At 55.3% G+C, this 11,600-nt stretch carries 10 protein-coding genes and 3 pseudogenes; 10 read left to right on the top strand and 3 right to left on the bottom strand.

Annotation, left to right across the window (positions count from 1 at the left end):
• Window positions 1–290 precede the first annotated feature (290 nt).
• The 8 genes and pseudogenes from BCA33_RS21800 to pgi form a co-directional block, all read left to right on the top strand.
• A pseudogene (locus BCA33_RS21800) lies at window positions 291–440 on the top strand (histidine kinase dimerization/phospho-acceptor domain-containing protein); the annotation flags it as partial.
• A gap of 344 nt (window positions 441–784) precedes the next feature.
• The gene (locus BCA33_RS21795; protein WP_254774340.1) at window positions 785–1,024 is read left to right on the top strand and encodes an ATP-binding protein; all 240 of its coding nucleotides are present in this window, start codon (window positions 785–787) and stop codon (window positions 1,022–1,024) included.
• Window positions 1,025–1,031: 7 nt separating this feature from the next.
• A complete protein-coding gene (locus tag BCA33_RS10995; RefSeq protein WP_071265803.1) occupies window positions 1,032–2,429 on the top strand; it encodes a sigma-54 dependent transcriptional regulator in 1,398 nt (465 codons plus the stop codon).
• Window positions 2,430–3,150: 721 nt separating this feature from the next.
• On the top strand, window positions 3,151–4,512 hold the full coding sequence (pcnB, locus tag BCA33_RS10990) for a polynucleotide adenylyltransferase PcnB (protein WP_071265809.1): 1,362 nt from the start codon (window positions 3,151–3,153) through the stop codon (window positions 4,510–4,512).
• Window positions 4,512–5,008 (top strand): annotated as a pseudogene (gene folK / locus BCA33_RS10985) (2-amino-4-hydroxy-6-hydroxymethyldihydropteridine diphosphokinase). The gene pcnB and the pseudogene folK (BCA33_RS10985) overlap by 1 nt, the downstream one beginning before the upstream one ends.
• A gap of 61 nt (window positions 5,009–5,069) precedes the next feature.
• Complete coding sequence (gene panB / locus BCA33_RS10980; protein ID WP_071265801.1) at window positions 5,070–5,864, top strand: 3-methyl-2-oxobutanoate hydroxymethyltransferase; 795 nt, start codon at window positions 5,070–5,072, stop codon at window positions 5,862–5,864.
• Window positions 5,861–6,709: a pantoate--beta-alanine ligase gene (gene panC / locus BCA33_RS10975; protein WP_071265799.1), complete on the top strand. Its 849-nt coding sequence runs from the start codon at window positions 5,861–5,863 to the stop codon at window positions 6,707–6,709. The genes panB and panC overlap by 4 nt, the downstream gene beginning before the upstream one ends.
• A 35-nt stretch (window positions 6,710–6,744) precedes the next feature.
• On the top strand, window positions 6,745–8,400 hold the full coding sequence (pgi, locus tag BCA33_RS10970) for a glucose-6-phosphate isomerase (RefSeq protein ID WP_071265797.1): 1,656 nt from the start codon (window positions 6,745–6,747) through the stop codon (window positions 8,398–8,400).
• Here pgi and folK (BCA33_RS10965) read toward each other — a convergent pair.
• Window positions 8,389–8,913, bottom strand: coding sequence for a 2-amino-4-hydroxy-6-hydroxymethyldihydropteridine diphosphokinase (gene folK / locus BCA33_RS10965; RefSeq protein ID WP_071265795.1), 525 nt, complete (start codon window positions 8,911–8,913; stop codon window positions 8,389–8,391). The genes pgi and folK (BCA33_RS10965) overlap by 12 nt on opposite strands.
• Entirely contained in the window at window positions 8,913–9,269 is a 357-nt protein-coding gene (folB, locus tag BCA33_RS10960; protein ID WP_071265793.1) for a dihydroneopterin aldolase, read from the bottom strand. The genes folK (BCA33_RS10965) and folB overlap by 1 nt, the downstream gene beginning before the upstream one ends.
• 141 nt (window positions 9,270–9,410) lie before the next feature.
• Between folB and plsY the strand changes: the two are divergent.
• A pseudogene (plsY, locus tag BCA33_RS10955) lies at window positions 9,411–10,000 on the top strand (glycerol-3-phosphate 1-O-acyltransferase PlsY).
• A gap of 15 nt (window positions 10,001–10,015) precedes the next feature.
• Here the strand turns inward: plsY and tsaD are convergent.
• Entirely contained in the window at window positions 10,016–11,074 is a 1,059-nt protein-coding gene (gene tsaD, locus BCA33_RS10950) for a tRNA (adenosine(37)-N6)-threonylcarbamoyltransferase complex transferase subunit TsaD (protein ID WP_071265807.1), read from the bottom strand.
• A 240-nt stretch (window positions 11,075–11,314) separates the two neighbouring features.
• On the opposite strand from tsaD, the gene rpsU reads away from it, so the two are divergent.
• Complete coding sequence (gene rpsU, locus BCA33_RS10945) at window positions 11,315–11,530, top strand: 30S ribosomal protein S21 (protein WP_007153483.1); 216 nt, start codon at window positions 11,315–11,317, stop codon at window positions 11,528–11,530.
• The last annotated feature ends 70 nt before the right edge of the window (window positions 11,531–11,600 follow it).

Raw genomic sequence — 11,600 nt, 5'->3', positions numbered from 1 at the left:
ACGACGGGGAAATCCTGATGTGGAACCAGGCCATTGAAGAACTGACCGGCATCACTGCCGACGACGTGGTCGCGCCCGCCTGATGGCCCTACCCGACCACTGGCACCWSCTTGGATGACTTTAACAGCGGAGAAGACCTGCACCGATACAAGCACCGCCTGGATTTAAAGGGCAGACCCCACTGGCTAAACCTCCACAAGGCAGCCCTAAGCGGCCCGGATCACCCGGATGGAGGTAGCGTTATCCTGGTGGAAGACCAAACCGAAACCCGGCTATTAGAAGACGAGCTGATGCACAGTGAACGCTTGGCATCCGTTGGGCGCCTGGCGGCGGGTGTTGCCCATGAAATCGGCAACCCGGTAACGGGTATCTCCTCTCTGGCCCAGAACCTCAAGCTTGAAACCGACAACCCCGAAATCCTGGAAACAGCCAGCCAGATTCAGCAGCAAACCCATCGCATTTCGACCATTTTACAATCACTGATGAACTTCGCACGCACCGGCAACCACTCCCAGGCCAATCTCTATGAATCTGTGAGCGTCCGGCGCTGCGTGGACGAATCCATCAACCTCTTGTCGTTGAGTGATCAAGGTCTTGGCATTCATTACATCAATGATATCCCCGCAGCGCTTCTGATACTGGGTGACGAACAGCGGCTTGTGCAGGTATTTGTGAACTTATTGGCTAACGCCCGGGACGCCTCCCCGGAAGGTGGCTATATCCGGGTAGCTGGCAAGGAAGACGACTACTCGGCTATCATCGAGATAGTTGATCAGGCTCCGGCATACCTGCGGATCAGCTTGACCACGTATTTGAGCCCTTCTACACCACCAAGGCGACCAGTAAGGGAACCGGCCTTGGTTTGTCGTTGGTGTACAGCATCATTGAAGAACACTACGGTAACATTCAGGTTGAAAGCCCTGCCGACGCGGCAACCGGGCTTGGCACCCGCGTACGACTGAAGCTGCCAGCCTATGAGCCGGAGACAGACAACTCCACCATCCGCCCGAACGAAAGGTTCTGAGACTGCTATGCCCCGAATTTTGATCGTGGAAGATGAAGACATTATTCGCTCCGCTGTTCGCAAATTACTGTTACATGCGGGCTACGAGGTGGAAGATGTCGGCTCTGTGGAAGAGGCTGAACAGCGTCACGATCCTGACCAATTTGATCTGATCATTTCAGACCTGCGCCTCCCAGGCGCCGCTGGTACCGAGCTGATCAACCGGGCGCCGAACACACCGGTACTGATCATGACCAGTTACGCCAGCCTGCGCTCTGCGGTGGATTCCATGAAAATGGGGGCCGTGGAATACATAGCCAAGCCTTTTGATCATGACGAGATGCTCGCCGCCGTGGAAAGCATTCTCGCCCGCACTATGTCACCAGCCAACGAGCGGGAGGCAGATGACACGTCGCCGTCAGAAAACGGAGATCCTGCGAGCATTATGTACGGCCAGTGCGAACCCATGCAGCGGGTGTTCACACTAATACGCAAAGTAGCCCCAACCGGAACAACCGTACTTGTTCAGGGCGAATCTGGTACCGGTAAAGAACTCGTTGCCCGGGCCCTGCACTTGTTAAGTCCGCGAGCGACAAAGCCGCTGATCTCTGTAAACTGTGCAGCGATCCCTGAAAGCCTCATAGAATCCGAGCTGTTTGGCCATGAAAGAGGCGCATTTACCGGCGCGGTCTCCGCAAGAACCGGCTTGATTGAAGCCGCCGATGGCGGCAGCTTGTTTCTGGACGAAATCGGTGAGCTGCCAGCCGAAGCCCAGGCACGGCTGCTACGGGTGCTTCAAGAGAGCGAAATCCGCAAGGTGGGCTCGACTCAAAGCCGAAAAGTGAACGTACGGATGATCGCTGCGACGCACCGCAACCTAAAGGCAATGACCCGGACCGGCGAGTTTCGGGAAGATCTTTACTACCGCCTGAACGTCATGCAGATACGGATTCCGCCTCTGCGCGAACGGCAAAGCGATATTCTGGGGCTTGCCCGGCGCTTCCTGGTTTCCCAAGGCAACAAGGTAGGCAGGCCCAACCTGAACCTCAGCCCCGAGGCCATGCGGGCGCTCGAACGACATCGCTGGCCGGGCAACGTGCGGGAGCTAGAAAACGCCATTGAGCGAGCCAGCATTCTCTGCGACGGCGACGTAATCACACCATCCCTATTGGATCTCGACAGCGAAGGTAGTGACGAATACATCCCGGAGACCCTCGTGGAAGGCAACAATGAACAACGCCAGACCCGAGATGTAGACAGCACCAACGACCTTTCTCTGGAAGACTACTTCCAGCACTTTGTTCTGGAAAACCAGGATCGCATGAGCGAAACCGAGCTCGCTCAAAAACTGGGCATTAGCCGGAAATCCCTCTGGGAACGTCGGCAGCGCCTCGGCATCCCCCGCAAAAAGACCTCTGGAAACTAACCTTTTTCAAAAACGGTCAGTAATTTAGCCCAGCCAAAATGTGAATCATCACTCAGTTGTTACCGCATGTTCCTCTCGGTAACACTTCACGGAAAAACCACCTGTAACGGGTAACACTTATTAGGCGTACGGGGTAACACTTACTCGACCAAAAAACATAACCCCATGTTAATAAAAGGTTTTGAAAAACTGGCACGCCAACTGCAATCTATTTAAGCGCACGACAACAAAAACAATAGTGACAAAGCAGCGACTCAACAAAAACAAAAAGCTGCGGGAATACGTTCAGCAACAAAAACAAAAATAGAACGTGAGCGAATTGAGTGTTTTGGGTACTTTGCTTTTTTGGTAGTCCCTTGGCACGTGCGAGTTGTAGAGATGCAGATAAGAATCACCCTTGAGGTGACGCAGCACCTACCGATGACTCGTTCGATGTCGTTGACTGCTCATTGTGTTCAAAGCTTTCCGTTTGCACTGCTGAGAAGCCTCGATTTTGAGGATACACAGTGGGGTACAAAAACGAAGAAAAATCCCGGCAAAAAATAAAAACAATGCAGATCGTCAACGTTTTGAGGGCGGATTCGCGAAAGCGGATCCGCCTTTTGATTATCTGGGGTATGCAAGATTCCACGGCAAACGTGTGCAAATCCTGCTCAAACCGTTAAACTCTCGGTTTTGCTCAACGCAACCACGGATCTCAATGTCAAAAACACTCTCCTCCATCTTCGAGCAGTCCGTTGATAAGCTCCGCTCGTTCATTCCCGGAAACGGGAAAAAAAAGGTACGAGCCTACCAGCGGCAGGAAATCCCAAGAGACCAGCATAACGTCTCACGCTCTGCTATCAGCGAGCCTGCAAAGAAGGTTCTCAGCCGACTCAACAAATCCGGTTACGAGGCTTACCTCGTGGGCGGCGGTGTCCGCGATATCCTTTTGGGGCAACGCCCCAAAGATTTTGATATAGCCACCAACGCAACTCCGGAAGAAGTACACGACCTGTTCCGCAACTCACGCCTGATAGGTCGGCGCTTTCGTATCGTGCATGTGGTGTTCGGGCGTGAGGTTATTGAAGTAACCACGTTCCGTGGTAGCGCAAGCGATGCCGATAAAGACAGCGCCGATGATGATCGCAAAACCAGCGAGCACGGGCTGCTGCTTAGGGACAACGTTTACGGCAACCAGGAAGAAGATGCTCTACGTCGGGATTTTACAGTCAATGCTTTGTACTACTGCATTCGCGATTTCACCGTCGTTGATTTTGCCAACGGCATTGAAGATCTCCGTAATCGGCAACTGCGCCTGATTGGCGACCCGGAAACCCGCTATCGGGAAGATCCGGTGCGCATGCTTCGCGCCATCCGCTTTGCCGCCAAGATGGGCTTTGATATAGAACCAGAAACCGAAGCCCCTATCCGGGAGCTGGCGCCACTACTGACTCATATTCCATCTGCGCGCCTGTTTGAAGAGGTTCTTAAGCTATTCTCTGCCGGCCACGGCGAGGCTACCTACGACCTTCTCTCCCACTACAACCTGTTAGCGCCTCTATTCCCCGAAACCGCCAGGGCTATTGCAGCGGGCGAGCCGGACGAACTGATTCGCCAGGCACTACGCAATACCGACGCCCGCATAGCACAGGGGAAGTCCGTTACACCCTATTTCCTGTTTGCCGCCATGCTTTGGCCTGCGCTGCAAAGAGAATGGAACCACCGCCAAGACAACGGCGACCCCGTACAACCGGCACTCCACGGCGCCATCGGCAAAGTCATTGGCCGTCAAGTGCAAGCAACCTCTATACCTAAGCGTTTCTCTGGCCCCATGAAAGAAATCTGGGAGCTTCAGATGCGCCTGCCCCGCCGTCAAGGCAAGCGGGCCTTTGTAACCATGAGCCACCCAAGATTTCGCGCAGCCTATGACTTTTTACTGGTTCGAGAAGCTTGCGGTGAAGTCGAGCCTGGGCTTGGCGAATGGTGGACTGAATTTCAGCGTTTGGACGAGCGCGGCCAAGAGCGCATGCTCTCCGAGCTTACCAGCGACGCGCCTAAGAAGCGCCGCCGCCGTAAACCGGTTAAACGGCCGACCCCCTGATGAAAACGGATGCCTTCATTGGCTTGGGTAGCAACCTGCAAGAACCTGCAGCCCAGCTGGCAAAAGCCGTAGCGGAGCTGGCAGCGTTACCCAACACCACATTCGTCGCGCAGTCGCCTTTTTATGCCAGCCGTCCTGTGGGCCCTCAGGACCAGCCAGACTATGTGAACGGTGCGGTATGGCTTAGCACCGAGCTTGCCCCACACACCTTGCTTGATCAGCTTCAGGCGATCGAGCAGGTACACGGACGAGAGAGGCTCAGGCACTGGGGCCCACGAACACTGGATCTCGACCTTCTGGTATTCGGCAATCAAACGTTAGATGATGACCGCCTTACCGTCCCCCATCGAGAACTTCCCAACCGAGACTTTGTTCTTCAGCCTTTACTGGACCTGAAACCCGACCTTACGCTGCCAGACAGTGTCGCAATCGCTACCCTGAGGCACAATGCCCTGACAACTGGTTGCGCCGGCTTACATCTCCGGCTTACCCTTAGCAACTGAACGTCGGATATTCCGGCACGGTCTTGGCCCACCTACGCAAAAGGCAAAGATTTTATGGCTGTTACCATCAACACACTGCGGGAATACAAGCAAAAGGGCGAAGCCTTCTCCGCCCTCACCTCTTACGACGCTACGTTTGCTCAGGTAGTCAGCGAGGCCGGGGTGGACGTTATTTTGATTGGCGACTCCCTCGGCATGGTTCTCCAAGGCCATGACAGCACTCTACCTGTCACCATGGATCAGATCGTGTATCACGTCACCTGCGTTGCAAAAGGCAATCGCGGGTCACTGATCATGGCGGATATGCCCTTCATGAGTTACGGCACAGTGGATGCGGCCCTGGAAAATGCTGCGGAACTGATGCGTGCAGGTGCCCACATGGTTAAGCTGGAAGGCACGGACTGGATGAAAGACACCATCAGCGCACTGAGCGAGCGCGCCGTGCCTGTGTGCGCTCACTTGGGCCTGACACCGCAATTCGTCAATAAATTTGGTGGTTACAAGGTTCAGGGCCGCGATGAGAAATCGGCGGATCTGATGATAAATCACGCCTGCGAGCTGGTAGCTGCAGGGGCTGACGTTATTTTATTGGAATGTGTGCCTGCGCCGCTAGCCGCCCGAATTGCCAAAGCCGTTACAGCACCGGTTATTGGTATTGGTGCCGGTGCCGATACAGATGGCCAGATTCTGGTCTTGCACGACATGCTGGGCATTACCACAGGCCGAAAACCCCGTTTTGTTAAAGACTTCCTGGCAGATACCGACTCCGTTCAGGAAGCCATTGCCGCCTACGCAAAAGCAGTGCGTGAGCGCACATTCCCCGCCGAGGAGCACACGTTCAGGGCATGAGAACCGTACATTCACTGAAAGAGCTGCGTGCCATCCTCCGCGGTTACCGCCAGCAGGAAAAAACCATTGGCCTGGTCCCCACTATGGGGAACCTGCACGAGGGACACATCTCACTGGTTCGCAAAGCTGCCGAAGCGGCTGATATTGTAGTCACCAGCATTTTTGTCAATCCGATGCAGTTTGGTGCCAACGAGGATCTCGACACCTACCCGCGCACACTGATTGATGATCAAAACAAGCTCAGCGAGGCAGGGAACACACTGGTGTTTGCGCCTTCCGCCGAAGAGGTCTACCCAGACGGCCTTGCCCGGCACACCCGTATAGTGGTGCCGGAGGTCAGCGATGGGCACTGTGGAGCCAGCCGTCCAGGGCACTTTGAAGGTGTCGCAACGGTGGTTTCTGTGCTGTTCAATATGATTCAGCCCGATTTTGCCGTGTTCGGTGAGAAAGACTTTCAACAGCTGGCGGTCATTCGCAAGATGGCGCGGGATCTGATGATGCCTGTTGAAGTGATTGGCGCACCGACCATCCGCGAAGAAGATGGCTTAGCTAAAAGCTCGCGCAACAGCTATCTCTCTGAGAATGAGCGCAAGATGGCCCCGGTTATTTACCAGACACTTCAGGCCACAGCCGCGAAGATTGCCGACGGACACGCTGATTTTCAAATGCTTGCCAAGGTGGCAGACGACCGCCTGCGCGATGCCGGCCTGCGTCTGGACTACTTCAACATTGCAAACAGCCAGACCCTGAAGCCTGCAGCACCGGGCGACAGTGAAATTACTCTGCTGGCTGCAGCATTCCTTGGCACCACTCGGCTGATTGATAATATTTCAGTTATCCGCTGAGATAGTACGCCGCCCCACCAGGAAAGGACTCTCTGATGACCTCGCCGCACTCAGCACTGACCGCTTCACCGGAATGGCAGGCATTGTTGGCCCATCGGAAAAGCCTGCAAAGCCGCCCCATGAAGGCACTCTTTGCCGGCGACCCGGGAAGGGCGACGCGCTATTTCATTGATGGCGCCGGCCTGTCTCTGGACTTCTCCAGAAACCGGCTTACCGATGATGTGCTTGAGGCCCTTATAGCATTGGCTCGCAGTTGCAAGCTGGAAGAACGCAGAACGGCCCTGCTTCGCGGGGATAAAGTCAACGTTACCGAAAACCGCCCCGCACTGCACACCGCTTTGCGCAACCCTGGTACTGACTCGATTTTGATCGACGGCCAGGATGTAATCGCAGAGGTAAACGCCACACTGGCTCGCATGGAGTCCTTCGTACAGGAGGTGCTGAACCAGGCGCGCACGGGTTATACCGGCAAGGCGTTTACCGATGTGGTCAGCATTGGCATCGGCGGCTCTTTTCTGGGCCCCAAGCTGGTAACAGAAGCACTGCAGCCTTATCGCAAGCCAGGTACGCGCTGCCACTATGTAGCCAACATTGATGGCACAGAAATTTGCGAAACTCTCGCAAAGGTAGATCCTGAGACAACGCTCTTTCTGGTTCAGTCGAAATCTTTTGGCACTCGGGAAACCCTGGAAAACAGCAAAGCCGCGCGAGCATGGTTTATCGAACGCAGCGGGAGTGAACAGGCTGTAGCCAGCCACTTCATGGCGGTTACCGCCAACAAGGCCGCAGCGCAGGACTTTGGCATTGATCCCGACAACGTATTCCCTATGTGGGACTGGGTAGGCGGACGTTATTCCCTTTGGTCTGCCATCGGGCTACCCGTCGCGCTTACCATTGGCATGGACAACTTCCGGGCCTTGCTGGCAGGGGCCCACGCCATGGACACCCACTTCCGCGATGCGCCCCTTGAAAAGAACCTACCTGTTGTCATGGCCATGCTGGGCATCTGGTACAGCAACTTCTGGGGCGCAGAAACCCACGCCATACTGCCCTACGACCACTACTTACGCAGCCTGCCAGACCATCTACAACAACTGGACATGGAAAGCAGCGGCAAGCGCGTAAATCAGCGTGGAGAAACCTTGGAATATCATTCAGGACCGATCATCTGGGGCGGCGTGGGTGCCAATGGTCAACACGCTTACCACCAGTTGATTCACCAGGGCACCCGGCTGATTCCAGCGGATTTCATTATTCCTCTTCAGACCCACAACCCGATTGCGACGCACCACGCGGATCTTTTTGCAAACTGCCTGGGGCAGTCTCGCGCAATGATGACGGGTAAAAGCCTGGAAGAAGCCAGGTCAGAACTCGCAGCCGGCGGCATGGACGCGGCCAAAGTTGAGCGTTTGGCGCCACACAAAGTTATCCCCGGGAATCAGCCAAGCAACACCCTGATGATGAAAAAGGTAACTCCGGAAACCGTCGGTGCGCTGATCGCTCTGTACGAGCATCGCACCTTTGTGCAGGGTGTGATTTGGGACGTTGATTCGTTTGATCAGTGGGGGGTTGAGCTGGGCAAACAGCTGGGCCAAGACATTCTGCCAAGACTGTTGGATTCGAACACAGCGAGGGAAAAAAGTGACAGTGCTACGGACAACCTGATTGCGCTGTTCCGCTCAGCAAACTGACCGTGAAATCTCTCGCCCCTGCCAGATAAAATCCACCGGCCACAGCTTTTGGCCGGTACTGTAAGCCTGCCAAAGCTCAAAATAACTCTTCCGGCAAATCGGATGCTTTACGGTAGGTACAAGGTCTGCCAGCGGGCGCAGTACAAAGGCATTTTTGAGGATCTCGCCCCTGGGTAGCTCTACACCATCCATCCTGCCCACAGCCTCTCCGTAGGTCAGAATGTCGAGATCCAGCGTTCTTGCACAGTATTTTTTTGCTTCCGGGCGACGTCCATTCTCCACCTCCAGCTGTTTAAATTTCCGCGAAAGCTCTTCTACAGACAAGCTTGTTCTCACGCCAACAACCAAATTCAGAAACGGTGAGCCGTCAAAACCTACCGCTTCACTTTCATACACAGGCGAAATATCCAGCTCGCCAAACCAGGCGGCCAAAGCATCCAGCGCCGCGCGGACATAGTGTTCCCGCTCAATATTGCTGCCAATACTGATATAAACCGGAATCTGATCGGGCATTACCGAATTCCCCTTTCAATGCAGACACCTACAGACCGGGCAGCAGGCACGGCTCCGGGCTTGCGCAGCGTTAACCGAAGCCAGCGAATACCGAACTCCCGCTGCAGCACTTCTGCCAGAACCTCCGCACCATGTTCCAGCAGCTTCGGCCTGAGCTCCTTCAGGCAACGCTCTGTGCGCTCACTGACCGAGGCGTAGTCAAGAGCATCGGCCACGTCGTCAGACGCACCAGGAATGTGGTTATCCCAAGCCATCTCAAGATCCACAACCAGCGCCTGGGTTACCTCACGTTCCCAGTCGTAAACACCCACCACGGTCTCTACAACCAGGCCTTCGATCAAAACACTGTCTGCCAAGAGAGCTCCCGGGGCTATCCCACTCACTGCTGATTGAATAACATACAAACTGCGGATACTGTATCCACACCGGCCTGCAAATTCAGGGCCGGCATTTTCGCACACATTGCCCTGATACGTCTTTGCCTCCGAGCTCGCAAAATGACCCTCAGTGATCCGGTACTAACTGTTCTGCTATGTATGGCTGCTTACCTGGCCGGCTCGGTGCTGTTTGCACTGCCGGTTAGTCAACTTATGGGGCTGCCGGACCCTCGGCACAAGGCTCAGGAAACCCAGGCGCCACCAACGTATATCGAACCGGCGGCTGGCTACCCGCTCTGATCACCCTAACTCTGGATGCAGCCAAGGGCTGGCTGCCCGTCTGGCTCGCACACCACGCTGGGTTATCTGCCCTGGTTCAGGCAATGGTCGCCTTGTGCGCCGTTACCGGCCATATGATTCCCGCATTCTACCGATTCAAGGGGGGCAAAGGCGTTGCAACGGCCTTGGGTGCAGGCCTTGCGCTCGCACCGATTACCACGCTAGCAATGGCTGCTCTGTGGCTGCTGGTGTTATGGCGCTGGCGAGTCTCGGCACTGGCATCTGTAATAGCCATTGTCAGCGGGCCTCTGATCAGCGCATTCATCGAACCGAAATATCTTCCCATGTTCGGCCTATTGGCGATCCTGATTGTTGTGCGTCACAGGAACAACCTGATCCGGCTCGCCCAAGAGAGGGAAACCGGCCTTTAAGCCGGGCGCGGCAGGCTAATCAATCAGCCCTGCCAGCCGTGTCTCTGTGAGAGGTGGCAACGTATTCATTGGCCACCTGGGCACCGCCATAATTCGCTCGCCATCACGCTGCCCGGCTTTCATGCGCTGGGCACCGGCGTAGGCAATCATCGCCCCGTTATCGGTGCAAAACTCTGGGCGGGCATAAAATACATGGGCGCGTCGCTTTTCAGTCATTTTTTCCAGGCCTGCCCGCAATCGCTTGTTGGCACTCACCCCGCCGGCAATAACCAGGCGACTGCAGCCTGTTTGGTCCAGTGCACGTCGGCACTTAATCACCAGGGTATCCACCGCAGCTGTCTCAAAAGCCAGGGCGATATCGGCGCGATCCTGATCGCTGAGGCCGTCCTCTGATTTTTTTTGTGCATTGACGGTGTTCAGGGTAAACGTCTTCAGGCCACTAAAGCTGAAATCCAATCCAGGCCGATCCGTCATGGGCCGGGGGAACCGATAACGACCCACCTCACCTTTTTCAGCTAACGCTGCTACCCGGGGACCGCCGGGATAGTCCAGCCCCAACATTTTAGCGGCTTTGTCGAACGCCTCGCCGGCGGCATCATCCACGGATTCGCCAAGCATTTCATATTCTCCAATGCCGTCCACGCGCACCAGTTGGGTATGCCCACCAGACACCAGCAGTGCCACAAACGGGAAGGCAGGCGGGTTATCCTCCAACATGGGCGCCAGCAAGTGGCCTTCCATGTGGTGAACCCCAAGTACCGGTATGCCAAGGGCAAACCCCAGCGCATGGGCGACAGACCCTCCCACCATGAGAGCCCCTATAAGCCCCGGGCCTGCGGTGTACGCAATACCGTCGATACTCGCACGGGTGAGACTGGCTTCTGCCAACACCTGATCGCACAGGGGCAACAGCTTGCGAACATGATCACGGGATGCCAGCTCTGGCACTACGCCGCCATAGTCGGCGTGCATATCAATCTGGCTAAACAGCGCGTGGCTCAAAAGCCCTTTATCTGTGCAAAACAGCGCCACGCCAGTTTCATCGCAGGAAGTCTCAATACCCAGAATCAGCATAAAGTCTGGCCACATCGGTTAGAATGAATGAACAATTGGGGCGCATTTTAGCAGAAACCCGAAACTCACTGGCAGTTTAGTGGAACAAACATTGACCTTGCCGGGATTCAGGAGCTATCATTGCCGCCCTAAATTACGAACTGGTCGAGTTTTAGCCAATCTGACCAGGGATCGAGCCAATCTGGCATTGCCAGATGCGCATCTAAATAAAACCGAATCCATCAGGTAGGTGATTGTCGAATGCCAGCTGTTAAAGTGAAAGAGAATGAACCGTTTGACGTAGCTCTGCGTCGCTTCAAGCGTTCCTGCGAAAAAGCAGGTGTACTTTCCGAAGTACGTCGTCGTGAGCACTATGAGAAGCCGACTGCTGTTCGCAAGCGTAAAGCAGCTGCTGCCGTTAAGCGCCATCTCAAGAAGCTTCAGCGGGAACAGCGCAAGTTCGAGCGTCTGTACTGAGTTACCGCAGACGCCGCTTGACTGCAAAGCACTGATTGCCTGTACAGCCACAGGCTGCACAGAGCGACCA

The sequence above is a fragment of the Marinobacter sp. AC-23 genome (assembly GCF_001858325.1).
In the GTDB taxonomy this organism is placed as follows: domain Bacteria; phylum Pseudomonadota; class Gammaproteobacteria; order Pseudomonadales; family Oleiphilaceae; genus Marinobacter.
The sequence above is the reverse complement of the archived record's forward strand: the minus strand, read 5'-3'. Positions and strand labels throughout refer to the sequence as shown.

Coding starts and splice junctions, on each gene's coding strand:
- BCA33_RS10995 (WP_071265803.1), top strand. CDS start 1,032: ATGCCCCGAATTTTGATCGTGGAAGATGAAGACATTATTCGCTCCGCT.
- panB (WP_071265801.1), top strand. CDS start 5,070: ATGGCTGTTACCATCAACACACTGCGGGAATACAAGCAAAAGGGCGAA.
- panC (WP_071265799.1), top strand. CDS start 5,861: ATGAGAACCGTACATTCACTGAAAGAGCTGCGTGCCATCCTCCGCGGT.
- pgi (WP_071265797.1), top strand. CDS start 6,745: ATGACCTCGCCGCACTCAGCACTGACCGCTTCACCGGAATGGCAGGCA.
- folK (WP_071265795.1), bottom strand. CDS start 8,913: ATGCCCGATCAGATTCCGGTTTATATCAGTATTGGCAGCAATATTGAG.
- tsaD (WP_071265807.1), bottom strand. CDS start 11,074: ATGCTGATTCTGGGTATTGAGACTTCCTGCGATGAAACTGGCGTGGCG.
- rpsU (WP_007153483.1), top strand. CDS start 11,315: ATGCCAGCTGTTAAAGTGAAAGAGAATGAACCGTTTGACGTAGCTCTG.